The sequence below is a fragment of the Bradyrhizobium sp. Ken51 genome, from assembly GCF_055807435.1.
In genome coordinates, this window is the sequence record NZ_JBVVPB010000001.1 from 526274 (window position 1) to 550368 (window position 24095).

At 63.8% G+C, this 24095-nt stretch carries 21 protein-coding genes; 3 read left to right on the forward strand and 18 right to left on the reverse strand.

What is annotated here, in order from left to right; all coding sequences use genetic code 11:
* Nucleotide 1: 1 nt before the first annotated feature.
* Nucleotides 2-889: an ABC transporter permease gene (locus tag AC0L27_RS02305; protein WP_354207133.1), complete on the forward strand. Its 888-nt coding sequence runs from the start codon at nucleotides 2-4 to the stop codon at nucleotides 887-889.
* Here the strand turns inward: AC0L27_RS02305 and cnbZ are convergent.
* From cnbZ to AC0L27_RS02350, 9 genes are all read right to left on the reverse strand, one after another.
* Nucleotides 886-1632 (reverse strand): 2-amino-5-chloromuconate deaminase CnbZ, encoded by a 747-nt coding sequence (cnbZ, locus tag AC0L27_RS02310; protein ID WP_275170485.1) that lies wholly within the window; start codon nucleotides 1630-1632, stop codon nucleotides 886-888. The genes AC0L27_RS02305 and cnbZ overlap by 4 nt on opposite strands.
* Nucleotides 1633-1641: 9 nt before the next feature.
* Nucleotides 1642-2892, reverse strand: a complete 1251-nt coding sequence (locus tag AC0L27_RS02315; protein ID WP_275170484.1) for an adenylate/guanylate cyclase domain-containing protein — start codon at nucleotides 2890-2892, stop codon at nucleotides 1642-1644.
* Nucleotides 2889-3278, reverse strand: coding sequence for a response regulator (locus AC0L27_RS02320; RefSeq protein WP_275170483.1), 390 nt, complete (start codon nucleotides 3276-3278; stop codon nucleotides 2889-2891). Before AC0L27_RS02320 ends, AC0L27_RS02315 begins: the two co-directional genes overlap by 4 nt.
* Nucleotides 3275-5323 carry a sensor histidine kinase gene (locus AC0L27_RS02325; protein WP_354207136.1) on the reverse strand — a complete coding sequence of 683 codons (2049 nt, stop codon included), beginning with the start codon at nucleotides 5321-5323 and terminating at the stop codon, nucleotides 3275-3277. The genes AC0L27_RS02320 and AC0L27_RS02325 overlap by 4 nt, the downstream gene beginning before the upstream one ends.
* A 134-nt stretch (nucleotides 5324-5457) precedes the next feature.
* A complete protein-coding gene (locus AC0L27_RS02330) occupies nucleotides 5458-8553 on the reverse strand; it encodes a MexW/MexI family multidrug efflux RND transporter permease subunit (RefSeq protein ID WP_354207346.1) in 3096 nt (1031 codons plus the stop codon).
* 76 nt (nucleotides 8554-8629) lie between these two features.
* Complete coding sequence (locus AC0L27_RS02335; RefSeq protein WP_275170481.1) at nucleotides 8630-9823, reverse strand: efflux RND transporter periplasmic adaptor subunit; 1194 nt, start codon at nucleotides 9821-9823, stop codon at nucleotides 8630-8632.
* A gap of 1 nt (nucleotide 9824) precedes the next feature.
* Nucleotides 9825-10526: a TetR/AcrR family transcriptional regulator gene (locus tag AC0L27_RS02340; RefSeq protein ID WP_354207348.1), complete on the reverse strand. Its 702-nt coding sequence runs from the start codon at nucleotides 10524-10526 to the stop codon at nucleotides 9825-9827.
* 134 nt (nucleotides 10527-10660) lie between these two features.
* Nucleotides 10661-11251: a thiamine pyrophosphate-dependent enzyme gene (locus AC0L27_RS02345; RefSeq protein WP_354207139.1), complete on the reverse strand. Its 591-nt coding sequence runs from the start codon at nucleotides 11249-11251 to the stop codon at nucleotides 10661-10663.
* Nucleotides 11248-11802: a phosphonopyruvate decarboxylase gene (locus tag AC0L27_RS02350; RefSeq protein WP_354207141.1), complete on the reverse strand. Its 555-nt coding sequence runs from the start codon at nucleotides 11800-11802 to the stop codon at nucleotides 11248-11250. The genes AC0L27_RS02345 and AC0L27_RS02350 overlap by 4 nt, the downstream gene beginning before the upstream one ends.
* 107 nt (nucleotides 11803-11909) lie before the next feature.
* Between AC0L27_RS02350 and AC0L27_RS02355 the strand changes: the two genes are divergently transcribed.
* Nucleotides 11910-13130, forward strand: a complete 1221-nt coding sequence (locus tag AC0L27_RS02355) for a cytochrome P450 (protein WP_275170477.1) — start codon at nucleotides 11910-11912, stop codon at nucleotides 13128-13130.
* 137 nt (nucleotides 13131-13267) lie between these two features.
* Here AC0L27_RS02355 and AC0L27_RS02360 read toward each other — a convergent pair whose 3' ends face one another.
* The 9 genes from AC0L27_RS02360 to AC0L27_RS02400 all read right to left on the reverse strand — a co-directional run bounded on the left by AC0L27_RS02360 (nucleotide 13268) and on the right by AC0L27_RS02400 (nucleotide 22983).
* The gene (locus AC0L27_RS02360; RefSeq protein ID WP_275170476.1) at nucleotides 13268-14131 is read right to left on the reverse strand and encodes a sugar phosphate isomerase/epimerase family protein; all 864 of its coding nucleotides are present in this window, start codon (nucleotides 14129-14131) and stop codon (nucleotides 13268-13270) included.
* Nucleotides 14131-15336: a dihydrodipicolinate synthase family protein gene (locus AC0L27_RS02365; protein ID WP_275170475.1), complete on the reverse strand. Its 1206-nt coding sequence runs from the start codon at nucleotides 15334-15336 to the stop codon at nucleotides 14131-14133. Before AC0L27_RS02365 ends, AC0L27_RS02360 begins: the two co-directional genes overlap by 1 nt.
* A gap of 135 nt (nucleotides 15337-15471) precedes the next feature.
* Nucleotides 15472-16623 carry a Gfo/Idh/MocA family protein gene (locus AC0L27_RS02370; protein WP_275170474.1) on the reverse strand — a complete coding sequence of 384 codons (1152 nt, stop codon included), beginning with the start codon at nucleotides 16621-16623 and terminating at the stop codon, nucleotides 15472-15474.
* Nucleotides 16620-18017, reverse strand: coding sequence for an enolase-like domain-containing protein (locus tag AC0L27_RS02375; protein WP_275170689.1), 1398 nt, complete (start codon nucleotides 18015-18017; stop codon nucleotides 16620-16622). The genes AC0L27_RS02370 and AC0L27_RS02375 overlap by 4 nt, the downstream gene beginning before the upstream one ends.
* Nucleotides 18018-18147: 130 nt before the next feature.
* Complete coding sequence (locus tag AC0L27_RS02380) at nucleotides 18148-18993, reverse strand: ABC transporter ATP-binding protein (RefSeq protein WP_354207145.1); 846 nt, start codon at nucleotides 18991-18993, stop codon at nucleotides 18148-18150.
* Between the two features lie 124 nt (nucleotides 18994-19117).
* Nucleotides 19118-20110: an ABC transporter substrate-binding protein gene (locus AC0L27_RS02385; protein ID WP_354207147.1), complete on the reverse strand. Its 993-nt coding sequence runs from the start codon at nucleotides 20108-20110 to the stop codon at nucleotides 19118-19120.
* Nucleotides 20111-20173: 63 nt separating this feature from the next.
* Complete coding sequence (locus tag AC0L27_RS02390) at nucleotides 20174-20983, reverse strand: ABC transporter permease (protein ID WP_007593901.1); 810 nt, start codon at nucleotides 20981-20983, stop codon at nucleotides 20174-20176.
* Between the two features lie 239 nt (nucleotides 20984-21222).
* Nucleotides 21223-21930: a TetR/AcrR family transcriptional regulator gene (locus tag AC0L27_RS02395; protein ID WP_354207149.1), complete on the reverse strand. Its 708-nt coding sequence runs from the start codon at nucleotides 21928-21930 to the stop codon at nucleotides 21223-21225.
* A 204-nt stretch (nucleotides 21931-22134) separates the two neighbouring features.
* On the reverse strand, nucleotides 22135-22983 hold the full coding sequence (locus tag AC0L27_RS02400) for a VOC family protein (RefSeq protein ID WP_354207151.1): 849 nt from the start codon (nucleotides 22981-22983) through the stop codon (nucleotides 22135-22137).
* 209 nt (nucleotides 22984-23192) lie between these two features.
* Between AC0L27_RS02400 and AC0L27_RS02405 the strand changes: the two genes are divergently transcribed.
* Complete coding sequence (locus AC0L27_RS02405; RefSeq protein ID WP_007593904.1) at nucleotides 23193-24086, forward strand: sugar kinase; 894 nt, start codon at nucleotides 23193-23195, stop codon at nucleotides 24084-24086.
* Nucleotides 24087-24095 lie beyond the last annotated feature (9 nt).

Here is a 24095-nt window from a genome sequence, read left to right on the forward strand (position 1 = left end):
CATGACCGATGCCGCCCTGCCCGCCGCTCCCATCGCGCAAGCTGACGAGCTGGACAGCCCGGCGCGGCGCGCCCGGCGGCGCCTGTTCAAACGCAAGGCCGCAGTGTTCGGACTTGTCATGATCACGTTGTTCGTCGGCCTTGCGCTGCTCGCGCCCCTCGTCGTGCCCTACGATCCCGTCGCGACGAGCTGGAGCCTGGTTCGGAAGCCGCCCACTGCGGCGCACTGGTTCGGCACCGACGAGCTCGGTCGCGACATTCTGAGCCGCGTCGTCTACGGCGCGCGTGCGTCGCTATTCGCGGGCCTCATCTCGGTCGCGATTGCGCTAGGCGTCGGTGTTCCGCTTGGCCTGCTTGCCGGCTATCGCGGCGGCTTCGTCGATGCGCTGATCAGCCGGATGACCGACGCGATGCTGGCCTGCCCATTCCTGATCCTGGCGATCGCGCTCGCCGCATTCCTCGGTCCGAGCCTCGGCAACGCCATGATCGCGATCGGCATCTCGGCAACCCCGATCTTCATCCGCCTGACCCGCGGCCAGGTGTTGAACGTCAAGGCCGAGGACTATGTCGAGGCGGCGCGCGCACTCGGCAATCCGCCGTGGCGGATCGCGTTCTCACACATCCTGCCGAACATCCTGCCGGCGCTGCTGGTGCAGGCGACGCTGTCGATTGCGGCCGCCATCATCGCCGAAGCTGCGCTGTCCTTCCTTGGCCTGGGCCAGCAGCCGCCGGCGCCATCCTGGGGCAGCATGCTCAACGCAGCGCAGCGCTTCCTGACCCAGGCGCCCTGGATGGCGCTCTGGCCGGGCCTTGCGATCTTCCTCGTGGTGCTGTCGCTGAACCTGCTCGGCGACGGCCTGCGCGACGCGCTCGATCCGCGCCAGCGCTAGATCACGAACTCGCGCATCACGCGGCGGCAATCCATCTCGTATTCGAGATCGACCACCGGCGGCCGGGCATAGTGCCAGGTCAGGCCGGACCGTAACGCCCCGCGGCGGACCAGCTCGTCGACCAGTGCGTGGTGGAAGTCGTGCACGGAATACGCCTGCACGCCGGTCGTGTCCTTCCAGCCGAAGCCGAAGGCCGTCATCCTGTTTTCCATCTGCGATGTCGTCGTATAGCGCACCTTCTCGCGAAGGCCTTCCGGGCTGAGGTCGCGGTAGCGCACGGTGCGCTCGACATAGGTCCCACTGCCCTCGCGCGCCTCGGCGCCGCCGGCGATCACGAAGCTCGGCATCTTCGAGCCTGTCGGCCGCGTGAAGGAGAACGCATAGAACGACGGCTCGGCCGGCGGGTCGATCTCTGGACAGACATTGCTGCGCGCCACCGGATTGGTAGTGCCATCGAAGATGTCCCATTCGGACAGCGTCTTCACATAGTGCAGGTTGAACGCGCGAAAGCCTTCCTCGCTGAAGGCCGCGGGCGAGCGCAGCTCGCAGGCGCAGAACGCCGTCAGCGGCCGTCCCGCCTCCTGAATATACTTCGCGGCAAGCGCAAACCCTTCCGCGAGCGGCACCAGGCGGTCGAAGCGGACGCGCTCGATCTCGTAGCCGTCATCCGCGGCCGCACCGGCCGAATACTGGAATACGGACGGAATGAAGCGGTAATTGCCGGCGGAGAATTCACCAATCATATCGGATTCCTATTCCAGTTGCATGCGAATGCCCTTGGCGCCATTGAGCAGGCGCTTCAGGTGAAAGCCGGCCAGCGTATCGTCGGCATGCATGCCGACCAGCGCGGCGAAGGCCGGCATGGCCGCGGCATCACCGGCCGCCATCTTGGCAAAAGCCTCGGAATACAGCGCCGTTTCCGGCGCAGCGAATTGGGCCGGCGTCAGCGGCTCGAACGCGCGCAACGGTTCGCTGCGTCCACGCAGCATCAGCTCCCCGACGGAACGACCCCGAAATTTCTCAGCCGCCTCGGCGATGCCGGCACTGACGCAAATCCGCGTGCCCAGATGCTTGTTCGCGGTTTCCAGTCGCGCCGCGATGTTGATGGAGTCGCCATACGCGGTGTAGTCGAAAAACCGGTTGCCGCCGAAATTTCCGACCAGCGCCGGCCCGGCGTGAATGCCGATGCGGGTGGTACCGAAATTCACGCCTCTCACCTTCCAGCGCGCGGAAAAATCCTCCGCCCAAGCGTCGAGATCGTGCGCACAGGCGACCGCGCGCGTCGCATAGTCCGGCTGATCCCCGGGCGCGTTGAAGAGCACCTGGATTGCATCGCCGATGATCTTGGCAACCGTCCCCTCATGCGCGAAGACGATCTCTGTCATCCCGCCGACATACTCGTTGAGAAGCGCGCCCAGCGTCTCCGGCGGCGCACTCTCGACCAGCGAGGTAAAGCCGGTAATATCAGTGAAAATGGTCGCGATATCGCGCCACTGTACTTCGATCCCCCTGCCTTCGCTCCCTGCCGCGAGACGCTTGGCGAGCTCGGGCGAGAAATGACGCGAGAGCGCGGCGTGAGCGCGCTCGGCTTCCGCCTGGCGGCCTCGCACCTCTCGCAGCATTTCGATGTGGCGGATAGTCTTCTGGATCGTCATCTCCAGGTCGGCGAAATCGATTGGTTTGGTCAGGAAGTCGAACGCACCGCGGTTCATTGCAGTGCGGATATTGCTCATGTCGCCATAGGCCGACACGATGATGGTGGACTTCTTGTCTTCGGCTTCCTGGAGCTTCGCCAGCAGCGACAACCCGTCCATCCTGGGCATGTTGATGTCGGAAACTACCATGTCGACATGCGGGTTCTGCTCGAGCGATTGCAGCGCTTCGAGGCCGTCGCGCGCGAACATGATCGTTACCGACCCATCGCGAATCTGCCTACGGAATTTTTGCAGGACCAACGCCTCGAGATCCGGCTCGTCGTCGACGAAGAGGATGGTCGCGGTCATGCGGCTTGCTCGAGCCTCGTGTCGATTTCCTGCCGCAGCAGCGCGAAATCGATCGGCTTGGTCAGAAGCCCGACTGCGCCACGCTCGATCGCCTTCCGACGCGTCTCGGCATCTCCATAGGCGGTGATCATGATGACGGGAACGTCAGGATGCGCATCACGTACCTTCGGCAGCATGTCGAGCCCGCTCATGCCGGGCATGTTGATGTCGGACAGAATCAGGATCAACGAGGGATCGCGAACCTCGGCGGCGAGCTTCAGCGCATCGGGCGCGGACGGCGCGAATTCCATCTGGAAGCGGCCGGTGCGCAAATCGCGCCGGAACTGCTGCCGGAACAGCGCCTCGACGTCGGGCTCGTCATCGACGACCAGAATGTAAACGTTCAAGTCTTGCCTCCGGAAGTGTCGCCCGCCGCCATCATGCGCGGCAGGGTGATGATGAATTCGGTGAACACACCGGGCTCGGTGTTCACGTCGATGGTGCCGCCGTGCTGATTCACCACGATGTCATGGCTCATGGAAAGGCCGAGCCCGGTGCCCTCGCCGGCCGGCTTGGTGGTGAAGAAGGGATTGAACATCTTCTCCCTCACCTCCGACGGGATCCCGGTGCCGTTGTCGCGAATACGGATCTCGAGCTTGTCGCCGAGAGTTTTGGTTGCCGCGCGCAACGTGGGCTCGAAGGCGTCTGCGGCGCTCTCCTTGCGCTTGACGGTGGCGTAGAAGCCGTTCGAGATCAGATTGAGGAAGACGCGCGTGATTTCCTGCGGATAAACATCGACCATGCCCGCCGCGGGGTCGAAGCCGCGCTCGATCGTGACGTTGAAGCCGGGCCTTTCGACACGTGCGCCGTGATAGGCGAGATTAAGGCTCTCCTCCAGGATCGCGTTGATATCGCTGAGGCGATGCTCGCCGGAGCCCTCGCGCGAATGCAGCAGCATGTTCCTGACGATGGAATCGGCGCGTTTGCCGTGCTGCACCACCTTTTCGAGGTTGCTCCTGAGCATGCCGGTCAGCTCGTCGACCTCTTCCTTTGTCTTGCCGTCGAGCGAGGCCCCTTGCAGGGCCTCGTTGAGCTCGTCGATCAGCTCCGTCGACACCGCCGAGAAATTGTTGACGAAATTGAGCGGGTTCTTGATCTCGTGCGCGATTCCCGCCGTGAGCTGGCCGAGGGACGCGAGCTTCTCGGTCTGGATCAGGCGGTCCTGCGCGGTGCGAAGATCGTCGAGGGATTGCCGGAGTTCTGCGGTCCGCTGCTCCACCTTGTTCTCGAGGTCTGCATACGATTCCTGCAGGCGCTCGCCCATGTGGTTGAACTGGTCTGCGAGACCCTCGAGCTCGTCACCGGTTCTGATCGAGATGCGCTGGGAGAAATCGCCGCTGCCGATGCGCTCGGCGCCGCTCCGCAGCGCCTGGATCGGCCCGACCATGCGGCGCGCGAGGAATATCCCGGCAAGCACCGCGAAGATCGACGCCGCGAGCAGCACGAATGCAAGCCGTTCCAACGCAGCATAGAGCGCCGCATAGGCCTCCTCGACCGGGAGCTCGACGAACATGGTCCAGTGCAGCGGCGCGATGGGGGCCGACGCGGTCAGCACCTTCTGTCCCTGGAGATTGCGCGCTTCGGAAAGCGCGTCGAGCGTGGCGCTGCCTCCGGCAAGCGCGGCGCGCACCTGGGTGAGACCAGACATGTCGGTGTTGCGCAGGACCAGGCTGATATCGGGGTGCGCGATCAGGCGTCCCTCCGGACCGACCACGTAGGCGTGTCCGTGCTCGCCGACCTTGATCTGGGATACCACGTCCCAGATCAGCTTGAGATTGACCTCCGCGATACTGACGCCGGCATCCTTGCGCGACCCCGCCTGCGCCAGGGTCATGTACGGCTCGGACTCCCTGCGGAAATAAACCGGCCCGTAAAAAACCTTGTGCGCGACCGCCTCGGTGAACTTCGGATCGTCCGACAGGTCGATGCCGCTGTCGATCGCGTCCATGGCGAGCCGCGAGACCCGCAGCCGCTCCCTGCCGGTCGCATCGACCTGGGCGAGCTCGGTGACCGCAGGGACTTGGCGCAGCAGCCGCAGCGCATCGAACCGGCGCTGCTCGATCGAGCCCGCCGACCACGGCAGCTGCGTGGTCCAGCCGAGCTGGCTCTCGATCTCCTTGACGAACTGACCGATCTTGGCCGCGGCCGCCTCCGCCTGTTCATGCTGAACCCGGATCAGAGCGGACTTGTGCTCCCGATAATAGAAGAAGACCTCGAACAGCCCGTTCGCCAGCAGCGCGATCGCGACGACAGCCACGAACAGCGCGACATATTTGGTGAAGAGCCGGCTCTTGATCCCCTGCCCTGGCGTCGTGCCGGACGCGACGACAACCGGCGCCGCGCTTGGCAGCGTCCTGGCTTGCGGGGTGTCGGGGTGGAGGGAAAGGCTCATCCCGCCGAACCTAGCAAGAAGACCGGACCTTGTCTCTCGCGAGCGGGGAAAGGCCTAGCCGACGCGCCGGAGGCAATAGAAAAGGGCGGCAGCGGATTGGCCGCTGCCGCCCTCGGGTTCCTTGATTTGCGGCCTCAGGTCGGCCGGAGCGCCTTGGAGCCGAGGTCCAGATCGTTGACCTGCTTGTTCCGCTCGGAATCGGCCGCCGCGCGATGGTCGGTCGCCAGCACCACATAGACCGCCGGCAGCACGAACAGCGTGAACAACGTGCCGATCGACATTCCGGCGACGACCACCAGACCGATCGAGAAGCGGCTGGCCGCGCCTGCGCCGGTCGCGGTCAGGAGCGGGATCAGGCCCGTCACCATCGCTGCCGTGGTCATCAGGATCGGTCTCAGACGAATGCGAGCCGACATTTCGATGGCGGAGCGGCGATCGAGCCGCTCGTTGATCTGGAGCTCGTTGGCGAACTCCACCATCAGGATGCCGTGCTTGGTGATCAGGCCCACCAAGGTCAGCAGACCGACCTGAGTGTAGATGTTCATGGTCGCCACGCCGAAGAATAGCGGGATCAGCGCGCCAACGATCGCCATTGGCACCGAGATCATGATCACCAGCGGATCGCGCAAGCTCTCGAACTGCGCCGCCAGCACCAGGAAGATGATGATCAACGCGAAGCCGAAGGTGATCGCGAGCTGGTTGCCTTCCTGCACATATTGCCTGCTGTCAGCCAGATAATCATGGCTGAAACCTTGCGGCAGGTTTTTGGCCTCGCTCTCGAGGAAGTCGACCGCCGCACCGACGGTCACGCCGGGCATCGGCACCGCCGAGAAGGTCGCCGAATTGAGCTGATTGTAATGTGTCAGCGAATTCGGCTCGGTCTTGGTCTCGATCGACACCACCGTCGAGAGCGGAAGCTGCTGGCCGGTGTTGGTGGTCACATAGTAGCCGGCAAGCGATTCCGGCGAGAGCCGCTGGCCGCGCGGCACCTGCGGGATGACCTGATAGGATCGGCCCTCGAGGTTGAAGCGGTTGATGTAGTTGCCGCCGAGCAGCACCGCCAGCGAGCTGCCGAGGTTCTGCATGCTAATGCCGAGATCCTGCGCCTTGGTGCGGTTGATCGTCACCTTCACGTTGGGCTGGTTGTAGGCGAGATCGCTGTCGGAAACGATGAACATTCCGCTCTTGCGGGCCGCAGCCTTCAGCTTCTCCATCTGCTCATAGACAGTCTGGAAACTGGCGGTGGAGTTGATCACCATCTGCACCGGGAGGCCGCCCGGGCCGCCCGGCAGCGGCGGCAGGTTGAACGCGAACGCCTGCACGCCCTCGATCTTGGAAAGCTCGGCCTGCACCAGCGACTTCAGCTGGATCGACGAGCGCTTGCGCTCCTCCCACGGCTTCAGCAGCATGCCGGCGATACCGCCCTGCGGGCCGTTGATGCCGTTCAGCACGAAGCGCAGATCGGTCTCGGGGAATTTCTGGAATTCCTTGTCGAGCTTCTCGCCGTAAAAGTCGACGTAGTCGATGTTGGCGTATTTCGGCGCCTTGGTCACCGCGAACACGATGCCCTGGTCTTCCTCAGGCGCCAGCTCCTTCGACGTGTGCATGTAGAGGAAGCCGACGAGCCCGAGGATGGTCACCGCAAACAGGCCGGTGATGGCCTTGTAGTCGAGCGAGCGGTCGAGCCTGCGCCCGTACCACCGCGTTAGCGCGCCAAACACCTTGTTGACCAGCTTGGCGAAGCGCCCTTCTTCTGTGTTCTTCAGCAGCACCGAGCACATCATCGGCGACAGCGTCAGCGCGATCACGCCGGACACGATCACCGAGCCCGCAAGCGTGAAGGCGAATTCGCGGAACAGCGAGCCGGTCAGGCCGCCGAGGAAACCGATCGGCGCGTACACGGCCGCGAGCGTGATGGTCATCGAGACGACGGGACCCACGATTTCGCGCGCGCCTTCCAGCGACGCCTGGACCGGCGTTTTCCCTTCCTCCAGATGACGATGGATGTTTTCCACCACGACGATGGCGTCGTCGACCACGAGGCCGATCGCGAGCACCATCGCGAGCAGGGTCAAGAGGTTGAAGCTGAAGCCCAGCGCCAGCATCAGCGTGCAGACGCCGATCATCGACAGCGGGATGGTGACGACGGGAACGATGACCGAACGGAACGACGCCAGGAACAGGAAGATCACCACGATCACGATGATCACGGCTTCACCCAGCGTCTTCTCGACCTCGTCGATCGAGGATTGGATGAACTTGGTCGAATCGTAGGCGACCTTCATCTTCATCGACGGCGGCAGATTGCGCTCCAACTCGGGGAACAGCGCCCGCACGCCCTTGACCAGCGTCAGCGGGTTGCCCTGCGGCGTTGCCTGCACACCGATGAAGATGGCGTGCTCTCCGTTGAAGGCGACGCTCGCGTCCGTGCTCTGGGCCGCAAGCTCGACGGTGGCGATGTCCTCCATGCGCACGAAGCCGCCGTCCTTGGCCTTGACGATCATCTTCTTGAACTGGTTGACGTCGGTCAGGCCGGTATTCGTCGAGACGTTCGAGACGATGAGATAGCCCTTGGTCTGCCCCGCCGCGGACTGGAAGTTGTTGGCGGTGATCGCGGTCGCGACATCCGCAGGCGACACGTTGCGGCCCGCCATCTTCAGGGGATCAAGCCACAGCCGCATCGCAAAGGTCTGGCCGCCGAGAATGTCGGCGGAGGCCACGCCATCGACGGTCGACAGCACCGGTTGCACAACGCGCGTCAGATAGTCTGAGATCGCCGAGCCCGACAGCTCTTCGGACGAGAATCCGAGATACATCACGGCCGTGGTCTGGCCCGTGGTCTTGGTGACGATCGGGTCGTTGGATTCCTTCGGGATCAAATATTTGACCGAGTTCGTCTTGGCCAGAACCTCGGTCAGCGCCTGGTTCGGATCGAAATTCAGCTTGATGTAGACCTGGATCGTCGAAGTGCCGAGCACCGAGGACGAGGTGATGTAATCGACGCCTTCGGCGGAAGCGACCGCCTGCTCGATCGGAGTAGTGATGAAGCCCTGGATCAGGTCCGCGGACGCGCCCGGATAGACGGTCGTGATGTTGATGACCGTGTTCGACAGCTTCGGATATTGCCGGATCGGCAGCGTCGTCGCCGCGCGCAGGCCGATCAGCAGGATCAGCAGGCTGACGACGACCGACAGGACCGGGCGTTTGATGAAAATATCAGTAAAGCGCATCGCGGCGATCTCGATTTCTTTGACTTGCAAAGCGCATGACCCGGCCGTGCCGGATCATGCTGCAACGTGTACGATGTCAGTAGCGCGGCGGCTGCGCCGGGATCTGCGGAGCCGGGTCGGTCGAAATCGACACCGCCGCGCCCGATTGCAGCTTGAGCTGGCCGACGGCGACGACCTTGTCGCCGGGCTTCACGCCCTTGACGATTTCGACGCGGCCTTCGACCCGGTTGCCGGTCTGCACGAAAGTGCGCACCGCGCTCAGGCTGGTCTTGCCGTCAGCTTCCTTCTTCTCGGTGATCACGAACACCGAGTCGCCGTACAGCGTGTAGTCGACCGCCGTCTCCGGCACGGTGACCACGGCCGGCTTGTCCGGCAGCACCACCGTAGTGGTCACGAACATGCCGGGCTTCAGGATCTTCTCCGGATTGGAGATGGTCGCCTGCACGCGGATGTTGCGAGTGTCGGCCGAGATCTGCGGCTCGATCGTGGTGATCTTGGCGTCGAAGGTGCGGCCGGGATAGGCGTCGACCTTCAGCCGGACTGGCTGACCGACCTTGAGATTGCCCGAGTCCTTTTCCGTCACCGTGAAGTTGGCCCACAGCTCCGACAGATCCGTCAGCGAGACGATGGCCGTGCCGGCGGTCAAATACTGGCCGACCTCGACCTTGCGGACGCCAAGATCGCCGGAGAACGGCGCGCGGACCAGCTTCTGCGAGATCAACGCTTCGGTCTTGGCGATACCCGCCAGCGCCTGATCGTACGCGGCCTGCGCGGTGTCGACGGTTGCCTGCGGGCCGAACTGGCGCGACGCCAGTTGCTTGGCGCGGTCGAGCGACAGCTGTGCGACGGTGGACTGCGCCTTGTAATTGGCAAGGTCGCCCTGCTCCGGTGCATCGAACATCTGCACCAGCGGCGTGCCGGCCTCGACATGCGTACCCGGCTCGAACTTGATCTCGGTGACGCGGCCGTTGACGTCGGCGCTGACGTCGACCTGGTGCACGGCGGACAGCCCGCCGACGGCGGTCAACAGATTCGGCACCACCTCGGACTTCGCCTCGGCGGCGCTGACCGCAACCGGCGGCGGTTTGTTGTTGGCGAAGAACTGCTTGATCATCTGGCCGCGGAAAAAATTGAACCAGACGAGGCCACCGACGAGCACGGCCAGAAGCGTGCCGACGATGATGAACCAGAGCACCGGCCGGACCGGACGCTTGGGAGCCTTGTTATCGATCGGTTCGCCCGAAATCTTGTGTTCGGTGACGATGTTCATGTCATGCACTCTCTGCAATCGCCGTCTTGTCCGCACACGCGGCCTGATCGCGGCCTAAATGCGAAGCAATTGCGGCGTCGTTAAGTCCGATACCCCTCAGGAGAAACTCACAGAGCTGCCGCTCGAGGTCGTTCGCCTTGCCGTAAGCGAGACACGGCGTGGCCGGCAGCCTGGTCAGCGCAGCCGTCATCACAGTGTGATGCGCAAACCAGAACAGGTTGAGCGGTTCGCCGCTGTATGGCCGCGCGTCCCTCGCGGCAACCGCACGCTCGAGCGAGGCGACGAACGCCGCCCCGATCAGCGTCTCGATCTTGGCATATAGCAAACGCGCGAATTCGCCATCGTCCAAATGGCTCGTGGCCATCAATCGCAGCCGCTGGGCCTCTTCCTGGTCGGGCCCGTCGGCGATGTGCATGAAATGCCCGACCATGCCGCGGATCACTTCGACCAACGTAGCAGTCGACGGCTCACGTTCGAGCAGCTCCATGAGCGCCGGGTCCGCCTCGCATTCGTCGCTGAGAATTTCGGCGTAAAGCGCGGCCTTGGACGGAAAATGCTTGAACAGCAGCGCTTCGGAAATGGCAGCGGCGGCCGCCACGCTCTTGGTCGTGGTGCCGGTATAGCCGTGTCGGGCAAAGCAACGCTTTGCGGCGCCGAGGATCAATTGACGCCTCAGGTCGCTCGTCATACGCAATGAGCTCATGCTAGTGAGTAAGCACTCACCCACGCAAAAGTCAAGCACTATGCTGCATCGCAACCTGAGTGCGTTGTAATTCCAGTGGAAATTGACCTCGCTCACACGGTCCCCGTGCAGGACGGGAGCGCCGGAAGGTCCGCCTAGATCGGCTGGAAGCCGAGGTCGCCGCGAAGCCGGTTGAGAATGTAAGTCCCATCCCGGCTCGGCAAAACCCGCTCCAGATTGGCGCTGTCGATCTTCACATTGGCAAAGCGCGGCCCGGCGGTGATGTCGTGGACGGCTTTGGCGAAGGCCTCGACCTCGGCCATGGTCGTCACAGACCGGCTGTCCCCGATGCCGCAGGCCTTGGCGACGCCGACGAGGTCGGCGGCCGCGGCCGTGTGGCTGGTCTGGCCGCCGGTCTCGCCATAGGCCTCGTTGTCGAGCACCGCGATCGAGAGGTTGGACGGCTTCTGGAGGCCGATGGTGGCAAGGCTGCCCAGGCCCATCAGCATCTCGCCGTCGCCGGTGATGACCAGCACCGGCAATTTCGGCTGCGCCAGGGCAAGCCCGAGGCCGATCATCGCCGCCCCGCCCATGCCGCCCCAGAGGTAGAAATTGCGCGCATGGTCGCCGGCCGCGCACATGTCGTTGGTGGAGGCGCCGAGGCCGCCGATCGCAACCAAATCCTTGCGGTCCGCGAGAAGCGTGGTCACCACCTGACGCCGGTCGAGGAGATTGGCTTTGCTCATTTGGTGAAAACCTTGGCGCCGATCAGGCGCTGCGACAGCAGGACGGCGGTGGGCGTGAGCGCGTTATAGGCCTGCGCGGCCGCCGCCTCGAGCACGGCCGGCACCTCGGCTGCGGTCGAAGCCCGCAGCACCTTGACGCCCGAGAGCTCGAATACGCCCTGCGTGGTCGACCCCATCGGCACCTGCCACGGATTGAACTCGCCCCACTCGCCACGCATCGTCACCAGCGTGAGGAAGGGAAAGCGCAGGATCGGGATCAGCGACAGCATGTTGATGCAATTGCCGACCCCGCTCGACTGCATCAACAGCGCGCCACGCTGGCCACCCGTCCAGGCGCCGGCGAGAAGCGCCACGCCCTCTTCCTCCGTCGTCAGCGGGATGCCGCGCATCATGGACGAGACCAGCACGCGCTGGATCAGCCTCGAATGGCCGGCGTCGGGCACGTAGGGCACCTGACGGACGTCGAAGCGTTGCAAGGTCGCGAAAATATCGTCGGGCCAATGAGTGCTGGACTCGGCGGCCGTGTCGGCAGCGTCAGCGCGGGCGTGCATTTTCCTGTCCGGTCGGCTTGCAAATCACGATTCGACTGTAGACGGTGAACCGAGCCGCTCAAAAGAGCGAATACAGCATATCGGACTCAACCGGCGAGTATGGCGGCATGAACGCAAGTGCGAACGAACTGGCGGCCAGTTTCGATCTGGAGAAGCTGACGCCGGAATTCTACGACGATCCCTACCCGACCTATCGTGCACTGCGGGAGAACGAGCCGCTCAAGCGCCTGCGCAACGGCACCGTGTTCCTGACCCGCTATGACGATCTCGTCACGACCTACAAGAACACAAAATCGTTCAGCTCGGACAAGAAGCGCGAGTTCGCGCCGAAATACGGCGACACCCCGCTCTACGAGCACCACACCACGAGCCTCGTCTTCAACGACCCGCCGGCCCATACGCGCGTGCGGCGCCTGATCATGGGCGCGCTGTCGCCGCGCGCGATCGCGGGGATGGAGCCTGATATCATCAAGCTCGTCGACGGCCTGCTCGACGCCATCGCCGCCAAAGGTGATTGCGAGCTGATCGAGGACTTCGCCGCATCGATCCCCATCGAGGTGATCGGCAATCTGCTCGACGTGCCCCATGACGAGCGCGCGCCGCTGCGCGACTGGTCGCTCGCAATCCTCGGTGCCCTCGAACCGGTGGTGTCGCCTGAAGTCGCCGCCCGCGGCAACAGGGCCGTGACGGATTTTCTCGCCTATCTCGAAACGCTGGTCGCACGCCGACGAGCGAAGCCCGGCAACCCCGAACGCGACGTGCTGACGCGCCTGATCCAGGGCGAGGACAACGGCGAGCGGCTGACCGAGAAGGAGCTGCTGCACAACTGCATCTTCCTGCTCAATGCCGGCCACGAGACCACCACCAACCTGATCGGCAACGGCCTCGTAGCGCTCGACCGGAATCCGGATCAGAAGCGGCGGCTGATCGACCACCCCGAGCTGATCAAGACTGCGGTCGAAGAGATGCTGCGCTACGAGAGCTCGAACCAGCTCGGCAACCGCATGACCACGGAGCGGGTCGAACTCGGCGGCGTCATGCTCGATGCCGGCACGTCGATCACGCTGTGCATCGGCGCTGCCAACCGCGATCCCGCGCAGTTTCCGGACCCCGAGAGATTCGACATCGCGCGCACGCCGAACCGGCATCTCGCCTTCGCCACCGGCGCGCATCAATGCGCCGGCATGGCGCTGGCGCGGCTGGAAGGCGCCATCGCGGTCTCACGCTTCTTGGCGCGCTTCCCGAACTATGCCGTAAGCGGACGCCCGGTGCGGGGCGGACGGGTGCGGTTCCGCGGCTTTCTGAGCGTGCCTTGCGCGATCGGCTGAGGCCTCACAACAAAAAAACGCGAAAACAACCCCATGCACAGTAGAAGGTTACCGGCGCGGCATGCCCCGGTGATCCCGCGTAACCATTTGACGTCTCAGGCCATCGGCGCCGCTGCGCGCAACAAATTCCGGAAGGCCTAAACCACCGTCTTGTGCCGCGCGATGCAGGTTTGCAGCACCTCATCCATCGGTTTGCTCCACCAGTCGTTGGAGAAGATTTCGATCTCCGAATAGCCGGCAAAGCCCTGCGCCTCGACCGCTGCACGCACGGATTTGATATCGATCACGCCATCGCCCATCATGCCGCGGTCGTTGAGAATGTCCTTGGTCGGCACCAGCCAGTCGCATACATGGAAGGCGAGCAGGCGATCCTGCCCGGCGCGCGCGATCTGCCCCATCAGCTCCGGATCCCACCAGATGTGATAGACGTCGAGCGCGACGCCGAGCATGCCGCTGCGATCACGATCGAGCCGGTCGCAGATGTCGAGCGCCTGCTTCGCCGTGTTGACGCAGGCACGGTCCGCCGCATAGGCCGGATGCAGCGGCTCGATCGCCAGCGGCAGCTTGGCCTGTTTGGCATAATCGAGCATATCAGCGAGCGCTTCCTCGACCTGCGTCCGCGCGCCCGCGATGTCCTTCGACGCTTCGCTGCCCGGCCGCGAATATTGCGGCAAGCCGCCGACGACGAGCACAATGCAGGGTGCCCCCAGCGCCTTGGCTTCGTCCACACAGCGCCGGTTGTCGTCACGCACCTCGCCCCGCCGCGATGCATCCGACGTGAACATGCCGCCGCGGCAGTAGCCCGATAGATCGAGGCCGGCCTCGCGCACCGCGCGGGCGGCGCGGTCGAGGCCGACGGCTGCGACCTGGTCGCGCCAGGGGTCGATGGCACGGATGCCGTGCCTGGCACAGGCGTCGATGATTTCGACGAGGTCACCCCGCTTGCGGATCGTCGCCGTGTTCAGCGACAGCCAGCGATGATCGGACGAGAAATCACGCATCAGGATTCGATTCCGTGCGTTGAGAGCACCGCCTTCATCCGCCGCGTCGCCAACTCCGGATTGGCGAGCAGCCCGGCCTTGTCGGCCAGCCGGAACAGCTCGGCCAGATGCAGCATCGAGCGCGTGCTCTCCTGCCCGCCGACCATGGTGAAATGGTCCTGGTGGCCGTTGAGATAGGCCATGAACACAACGCCGGTCTTATAGAACCGCGTGGGCGCCTTGAAGATGTGCCGCGACAGCGGCACCGTCGGCCCCAGTACGTCGTGGAAGCCGGCTTCGTCACCCGCTGCCAGCCGCGATAAGGCGTAGGACGCCGCCGGCGCGATCGCATCGAAGATGCCGAGCAGCGCGTGCGAAAAGCCCTGTTCGTCGCCGGCGATCAGCTCCGCATAATTAAAATCGTCGCCGGTGTACATCTTGATACGCTTGTCGAGCCGCCTGCGCATGTCGATCTCGCGTTGCTTGTCCAGCAGCGAAACCTTGACACCGTCGACCTTGGCGGCGTTGCCGTTGATGATGGCGACCGCAATATCCATCGCCTTGTCGAGATCGCTGGTGCCCCAATATCCCGTCAGCGCCGGATCGAACATGTCGCCAAGCCAGTGGATGATCACGGGCTCGCGAACCTGCGACAGCACGCGGTCATAGACCTTTGCGTAATCGTCGGCGTTGCGGCCCAGCTTCGCCAACGCGCGCGACGCCATCAAAATGATGCGGCCACCGACCTTCTCGACCGCCGATATCTGCTCCTCATAGGCGCGGATCACGTCGTCGAGATTCCTGGCGTCCTCGACCGCGAGATGGTCCGTGCCTGCTCCGGAAAACACCAGCGCGTTGCGTCGCTTGGCCGCGTCGACCGAGCGCGTGATCAGCTCCAGCGAGGTCGGCCAGTCCAGCCCCATGCCGCGCTGCGCGGTGTCCATGGCTTCGGCGACACCGAGGCCGAGATCCCAGACGTGCTCGCGGAAGGCGATGGTCTTGTCCCAGTCGACGGCAGCGGACAGCCACGGGTCGTTGTCGGCGAAGGGATCGGTCACGGTGTGAACGGCCGAGAACGCGATGCGGTTCAGCGGGCCCTCGAGCTTTGCAGGAAAGGTGCGCGATGCAGCAAGCCGGTAGGTCTCGATCGAACGATCGGCCTTCGGCAGCTTGAGCGACAGAGACGACGTTGATGGGACGGGCTTGGGCTGGACGGGCTTGTTCATGATTTCAGACCTCTTCCCGTCATTGCGAGGAGCGAAGCGACGAAGCAATCCAGACTCTCGCCGCGGAGGCATTCTGGATTGCTTCGCTTCGCTCGCAATGACGGCTCAATAACATCGACACTTATCCAATAGACCTCAGACCTTGATCGGGGCGACGTCGATCCAGCGCCGCTCCTTCCAGCTCTTCAGCGCGCATTCGGCGAGCTGCACGCCCTTGACGCCTTCGAGCAGCGTGAACTTGTAGGGCGCATCCTCGTAGACGTGGCGGATGAACATCTCCCACTGCTCTTTGAAGCCGTTGTCGTAGCTGACGTTGTCTGGCAGCTTCTGCCAGTCGCCGTAGAAATCGTGCAGCCGCTTCTCGTCGGGATTCCACACCGGCCGGGGCGTCGCCTGCCGCGCCTGGATCATGCAGTCGGAAAGGCCTGCGACGGCCGAGCCGAGCGTGCCGTCGACCTGGAAGGTGACGAGATCGTCGCGATAGACGCGCGTCACCCAGGACATGTTGATGTGGGCGATGGCGCCGCCCTTGAGCTGGAACGTCGCATAGGCGGAGTCGTCGGCGGTCGCCTTGTACTTCTTGCCCTGCTCGTCGAAACGCTCGGGAATGTCGGTGTTGCCGATGCAGCTCACGCTCTCGACCTCGCCAAAGAGATTGTCGAGCACGTAGCGCCAGTGGCAAACCATGTCGAGAATGATGCCGCCGCCGTCCTCGTCGCGGTAATTCCATGACGGCCGCTGCGCCTCCTGCCAGCCGCCCTCGAACACCCAATAGCCGAACTCGCCGCGCACCGAGAGAATGCGGCCGAAGAAGCCGGAGTCGCGCAGGAAGGCAATCTTCTTCAGGCCGGGCAGGAACAGCTTGTCCTGCACCGTGCCGTGCTTGACGCCCTTGGAATTGGCGAGCTTGACGACCTCGAGCGCCTCCTCGAAATTGGTCGCGATCGGCTTCTCGCAATAGACGTGCTTGCCGGCATTGATCGCCTGGGTCAGCAGCCCGGGGCGCGCCTGCGTCGTCGCTGCGTCGAAGAACATGGTGTCGTTCTTGTCGGCGAGCGCGGCGTCTAGATCGGTGGTCCAGCGCGTGATGTTGTAGCGCTTGGCGAGCCCCTCCACCTTCTCGGCGCTGCGGCCGACCAGGATCGGATCGGGCATCACGCGGTCGCCGTTCTTCAAGCGGACGCCGCCCTGCTCCCGGATCGCGACGATCGAGCGGATCAGATGCTGGTTGAGGCCCATGCGGCCGGTGACGCCGTTCATGATGAGGCCGAGGCGTTGGGTGGTCATGCCGATTGCTCCTGAAGTGATTTTGGCTGTTCGAGCGAGCGCAGCGCCGACCAGTCCGGATGGACCGACGTCGCAAAGCCCGTTGTGTGAAGCGATCCCGTCAGGAGATCGCCGTTGTGAATGTTGAGGCGGACGCCCTGCCCGGCATCGGCATAGAGATCGGGGTGCGCGGCCGCGAACGCCTGGGCCTCCGCGGCGGGCGTGTCACCGAAGCCATCGACATAATGGTGGCCGTTGCGCTCGGCATGAGTGATGCCGATGAAGGCGCCGAGCGCGAGATCCTGCTGCACGGCAAGCCCGGCCTGGCAGGTCAGGTCCTCGCCGGTGACGAAGAACTTCTCGCCGCCCGCGCTCCATTTCGCCGCGCGCGTCGCGTTGACGATGGATTTGTAAAGCCCTTTGCAGGATTTCGAGGAGATGCCGTGATAGCCGAGCGCGCGTGCCGCGGGAAACGCGTCGTAGGAATCGTCGGCTTCGTCGATTATGAAGCCGCGCGCCGCGAGCGAGCCGAGCGGCGACTGCCTCGTGACATCGCGCGGCATCGGCTGCTCGACATAGAGCAGCCTGGATGAAATCGACCGCAGCGCGGGGTCATGGTCGAGCCGGTCCATCAGTTCCTGCAACGCCGCGAGATCGGCATATTGCTCGTTGGCATCGAGCGTCACCTCGTAGTCATGCTCCAGCGCATCGAGTTCCTTGCCAATGCGCGCCAGCCGCGCTGCATCGGCGACGGGATCACCCGACAGCTTCAGCTTGAAATATCTTGCACCGGAGTTCTCGTGGGCATCTGCAACTCCGCCCTCGCCCTCAACGGTGTCGTGGAGGCCGACGGTATGCCTGACGGCAACACGCGACAGCGGCTTCCGGCCGGATAGAAAAATCGTGAGATCGGTTTCCTTCAGGTCGGGCGAAAGCCGCGCATCGATGCCGGCGATGTTGCCGGCCATGCCGTCGAAAAAATTGGTCTCGGCGGCGCGGAGCAGCGCGTCGAGGATCGCCTTGTCGATTTCCGCGGGGCCGTAAGTCGCGGCAAGCGCCGGAATGTTCTTTTTCGCACAAGTTGCGACCTGGGCGCCGATGCAGGAGGCATGCAGATCGAATGCCCTCAAAAATCCGGTTCGCGCAAGATAAAGCCCCCGTGCGATCTCCAGCGAGCGGCGCAAATCATCGACGGTCTGGACCGGCGAAAGCTCCGGCCGCTTGTCGAACCATTTTGGCACCAGCAGCTCGGCGCTGGCGCCGACCGCCGATCCCCTGCCCTCGACCTCGATCTCGACCCGCACGTAGAGCTGCGGCGTCGCGTTGATCGTGATCGCGCCGAAGCGGAACGGCCGCGCGAAATGCACGGGTCGTTCGAAGAAGGTGATGTCTCGCAACTTCAGGCGCACCGGCATGGTCCTAGGACGGTCGTCATGCCCGGGCTTGTCCCGGGCATGCACGTTCTCTCTCGCGCGGGGCAAGGCGTGGATGGCCGGGACAAGCCCGGCCATGACGCTCCGGAATTCAGAGCTGATCCCATCGTCCCTAATCCAGCGCCCCTTGGGAAAAGAAATGCTTGCGGATGCGCTGCACCAGCTCGGTGAAAACAGGATCGGCCATCACGTCGAGCGAACGGGGGCGCGGCAGCGGCACGTCGTAGATCGCGGCGACCGCGCCGGGCCGCTCGGTCATGACCAGCACGCGGTCGGCGAGGAACACGGCCTCGGGGATCGAATGCGTGATCAGCAGAACCGTCTTCCGGGTTTCGCGCTGGATCCGCATCAGCTCGACATTCATGCGCTCGCGCGTCAGCGCATCGAGCGCGCCGAACGGCTCGTCCATCAGCATGATCCGGGGATCATGCACCAGGGCGCGGCAGATCGAGGCGCGCTGCTGCATGCCGCCGGAGAGCTGCCAGGGCAGCTTCTTCTCGAATCCTTCGAGCCCGACCATCTTCAACAGCGCCTTGGCACGGTCGAGATATGTCTGGCGCGGCAGCCGCTTCATGTCGATCGGCAGCATCACGTTGGACAGGATGTTACGCCACGGCAGCAGCAGCGCGTTCTGGAACACGATGCCGACATTGCCGTGCGGCGCCGTCACCTTCTCGCCCTCGACCAGGATCTCGCCCGTCGTCGGCGGCAGCAGTCCCGAGATCAGCTTGAGCAGCGTGGACTTGCCGCAGCCGGATGGGCCGACCACGACGAAGAACTCGCCGTCGTTGATATGGAAGTCGAGCGGCCGCAATGACGGCACATCGCCGTCGCGCGTCCGATAGGTCTTCGACACGCCGGACAGTTTGATGCCCGACGCATCGCCGGCAGCCCGGTCGCTCACCAGTCTCAGATGCGCGGCCGGTTGGCCGGGAGGTATCGCTTCTGCTGCTTTCATTGTATCAAGTCCGCTCGACGATACGAACCGTCATTCCGGGGCGCTCGAAGGGCGAACCCGGAATCTCGAGATTCCGGGTCTGGTCCTTCGGACCATCCCGGAATGACGGCATTATGTGCTGCTTTCACGAACCGCTCTTCGGCAGATAGTCATTGGTATAGAACGCCTTCGGGTTCTCCTTGGCCTTGGCATCGAGCCCGCCATACTCGACCATCAGATTGACGGAGTCCGTCATGTTCTGGTCGGTGACCTGGAACGGCCGCTTGGTCTTGGTCTCCGCGGTGCGGTAGAGCGGAATGGTCAGCTCAAAACCCTGAGTCAGCGTATCGATCTTGCCGCCCTTCGGGTTGGCATCGAGGATCGATTGCGCCGCCGCCTTCGGCTCCTTCTCGGCGGCCTCGACCGCCTTGGTCGTCGCCGACATGAAGCGGCGGACGAGGTCGGCATTGGCTTTCACATAATCAGTGTTGGCGATGATGCCGGAGGAAACCATGTTGATGCCGTAGTCGGCGAACTTGATCGGGTAGACGTCCTTGCCGGTGGCGTCCTTGATCTTCATCGATTGGTCCATGACGTAGCCGAGCAAGAGATCGGCCTGGCCGTTGATGACCGCGTTGAGCTTGGTCTGGCCATCGCCGGCAACGGTCTGGAAGTCGCTCTCCTTGAGACCGGTCTTCTTCAGGAACAGCGGCCAGATCTGCGTCATGGAATCGGCCGGCGTGATCGCGACCGTCTTGCCCTTGATATCCTCGGGCTTCCTGATGTTCTTGTCGGCAAAACCCATCGCGGACATCGGGCTGGTCTGGAGCAGCACGCCGGTCGCAACCACCGGCGCGCCCTTGATCGCGGCGCGCATCATGGTGGGCACGTCGACATAGCCGAAATCGGCGGTCTTGGCGGCGACGGCCTGCGTGGTCGCGGCCGAACCGCGGCCTTCCTGGATCTCGAGGTCGATGCCTTCGGCGGCGTAGATGCCCTTGGCCTTGCCGTAATAGAACGGCGCGTGCTCGCCATAGACGTACCAGTTCAGCATCAGCACGACCTTATCGGCCGCTTGCGCCGGCATGGCCGCGAACACCATCAGCGCCGCCGAGACAGCTCCTATCCATCGCTTCATCATCACTCTCCCTTGTCGTTGTTGCGTCGGCCGTTTGGCGGCCGTTCGTTGCTTTGGTTGTTGTTAAGAGGCGAAAATCACGTCCTCGCGCTGGCTGACATGCCAGGGAATGACCAGCTTCTCGATGCGGTCCACAATCCAGAACAGGATGACGCCGAGCAGCGCGAGGATCACGAGCGCCGCGAACATCGTCGGCAGGTCGAAGGTTCCGATCGAGCGTTGCATCACATAACCGATGCCGGAATTGGAGCCGACGAACTCGCCGACGACGGCGCCGACCACGGCGAGCGTCACCGACACTTTGAGGCCCGAGAAGATCGCCGGCAGCGCATGCGGCAGGTTCACCGCGCAAAACACCTGGAAGCGGCTGCCCTGCATGGCGCGGGCGAGATCGACCATATCTGGATCGACCGACTTGAAGCCCTGCACCGCGGAGACCACCACCGGAAAGAAGCCGAGCAGAAACGCCGAGATCACCTTGGGAATGATGCCGAAGCCGAACCACACCACGAACAGCGGCGCGATCGCAATCTTCGGCACGGATTGCGAGAACACCAGCAGCGGATAGACGTAGCTCTCTACTGTCTTGGAGCCCGCGATCAGCATCGCGATGGGGATACCAAAAAGCGCCGAGAGCGCGAAGCCGCAGACGGTCGCATAGGTCGTCGGCCAGGACTGGCGCAGCAGTTCCGGCCAATCGGTACGCAGCACCGCAATGACATCGCCCGGCGACGGGATCTGGTAGGCGGGAATCTTGAACAGCCGGATCGCGAGATCCCAGGCCACGACGATGAACACCAGGAACAAAAACGGCCGGATCCAGGCCGCGTTCAGCATCTTGGACACCGCACTCTGCGGCTTCAGCTCAGCCACGTCTCACTCCCGGTCGACTTGTTCGTTCCCGAGAAATTAACCTGTTGGGTAAATACTGTCCAGCGGTTTTCCTGCGACGTTTTGTGCGGGGGTTCCGCAAAAAGTCGTGTCGTCCCGGCGAAGGCCGGGACCTATACCCGCAGCGCGAAATTGGCGAACGCTGGTTGGCGGGACTGGCACCGCGCACTATCGATAGATAACGCGGTATGGGTCCCGGCCTTCGCCGGGACGACGATGGACTACGCCGTCTGCGCCACCACGGCGCGCGACTTCGGCGCCTTTGTCGCATCTAGCAACGCTGCGGAGCGCCCCGTCAGCGCTGCCAGCACGAGGCCGACCATGTGGTCCAGCCGCTCGTCCTTGGCGTCCTTGGCCAGCAAATCGCGACCGAAGATCACGCTCAAGGTTGCCGAATTCGAGAGATAGAAGAAGCAGAGTCCCGCGATCGAGATGTAGAGCTGGACAGGGTCGACCGCGACCTTGAAGTCGCCGCCGGACACACCGCGCCGCACCACGGTGCCGATCATCTCGACGAAGGGCGAGTGCATCGACTTGACCTTGGTCGATTTCTTCAGGTGCTTTGCGCGCGCGAGGTTCTCGGTCTGGAGCAGCGACAGGAATTCGGGATTGCGCAGGAAATAATTCCAGGTGAACTCGATCAGGCGCCTGATCGCTTCGGGCGGCTCGAGATGCTCGAGATCAAGCCCGCGCTCCTCGCTGCGGATCTTGTCGTAGGCGCCTTCGAGCACCGCGAGATAGAGCTCATCCTTGTTGCCGACGTGATAATACAGCATCCGCTTGTTGGCGCCGGCGTTGGCCGCAATCCGGTCGACGCGCGCGCCGGCAAGCCCATGGGCAGAGAATTCCTGCTTGGCGGCTTCGAGAATGCGCAGCCGCATCCCCTCGGGATCGCGCTGCCATTTCAGAGTTCGCTTTGCCTTCGCCAAACCGGTTGCTCGCTGGGTGATGTCAGGACGGATGTAACACGCGCGCGGCCCGCCGCATAGTTTCGTCATTGCGAGCCAACGGGTCCGCGCAGAGCGCGGCCCGATGACAGGCTCCGCGAAGCAATCCAGACTGCCACCACGGAGACAGTCTGGATTGCTTTCGTCGCAAGAGCTCCTCGCAATGACGCTGGGAGAGACTGAACTTCACTCCACCGGCTTCGGCGAACGCTCCAGCAGGACCGTCTGGATGCCGCAGGTGCCGTTCCTGACCGTCATGATCCGCGTGCCCGGCTTGCGGCCGTTGCGGACTTCACTGACGTCGAGGCCGGCGGCGATCAGACGCGCACGCGTAGCGTCGATGTCGGTCACCCGCCAGCTCAGGCCCCAGAGGCGGTCATGCAGGGAATCGCCGCCCGCGACGGGGCGGCGCACCACCTCAACGACGAGATCGCCGCAGCGGAAGAACATCAGCTGGCCCCAATCCTGGTGCGAGCGGTCGAGCGCCAGATCGAGCCCAAGCCGCGCACCATAGAGCGCAGCGGCGCGATCGGAATCCTCGGTGGTGATCACGACGTGATCGAGTGCATCGATCGGCCCGATATCGGTCGCCGGCGAGAGCGGACGCTCATCAGCCAGTTCGAGGAAGAACATGCGCACGCCGCGCGTGAGCTCCGTCGCGGCGCGCGTCCGCTTCCAGTGCAGGATCGCGCCGCTCTCCGCGTCGCTGCTTTCGACCTCCGCAACCGGATCCGGCTTGAGCGCCACCCGCTCCAGCCGCCGGTGTATCCTGCTCATGTCCGCGACACGAAAGCACAGGCTGGCGAGCACGCCTTCCTGGTCGCCGAGCAGCGCGCGCATGCGGTCGGCGGTCACGCTGAAGCCGTTCGGCGCCATCAATTCGATCGTCATGTTCGCAAGAGTGAACAGCACCCGGTCGGCGCCCTCGCCCGAGTTCTGCCAGGCCGGCGCGCGCCCGAGCAGCGTCTGATAGGCCGCCCTGGCCGCACCGATATCCCTGACCAGTGCGACGACGTGATCGAGGCCGGTGATCATGTTTCCCCCTGTTGATGGCCCGGAACCGTGGACCGAGAGACGGCGTTTGTCCGGACTTGGCATTGCCCGGTGATGGTCGTATTCCGGCCGCATGCCGACCTCAAGCGCTTCGAGCGGCGGTTTTGCGAATAATTTCAGCGGTCCCTCGGCGGAACCGGTGTTACAGTAAGCGCGCCGGCCGGGACCACAAAGCGCATCACGGACAAGCAATGCAGGCTCTCTTCATCGGACAGACCTATATCGACGTCGTCTTCATCACCGACCACATGCCGACCGGCGACGAGAAGCACGTGGCCTCCGACTACGCGGTTTCCTTTGGCGGCAATGCGGTGACCGCGGCGTTCTGCTGCGCCAAGCTCGGCATCGTGCCCGATCTCATCGCCACCGCGGCCAATGACTGGCTCGGCCGCATGTTCATGGACATGTGCGCGAAATACGCGATCTCGCTGCATGGACGGAAGGTCAACCAGTCCTCGCTGTCCTTCATCATGCCGAAGGACGGCAAGCGCGCCATCGTCCGCTGCCGCGACGACGACCACATCCATCCGTTCCCGATGCTCAATCTCGGCGGCTGTCGCGCGCTGCATGTCGACGGCCATCAACCCGATGCCGCGATCCACTACGCGAAAGTCTGCCGCGAGGCCGGCATCCTGACCTCGCTCGACGGTGGCGGCCTTCGCACCAACACGCATGAGCTATTGGAATTCATCGACGTCGCCATCGTTGCCGAGCGCCTGTGCGAGCAGATGGATCTGACGCCGGAGAAGATGCTGGATTACCTCAAGAGCCGCGGCTGCAAGATCGGCGGCATCACCATGGGCGAGAAGGGCCTGCTCTGGTACGACGAGACCGGAACGGTGCAGGTGATGCCGGCGATGCCGATCCCACGCGAGCGCGTGATCGACACCAATGGCGCAGGCGACGTCTTCCACGGCGCCTATGTCTATTCCTATCTTGCCCATCCCGGCAAAAGCTGGCGCGAGCATTTCGATTTTGCTCGCGCGGCCTCGACCTTCAAGATCCAGCGTCTTGGCAACGAAGCCGGCCTGCCGACGCTTGTCGACATCGCCAAGGTCAGGCACGAGTTCGAGGTCAGGGTCTAGCGTTCGCAG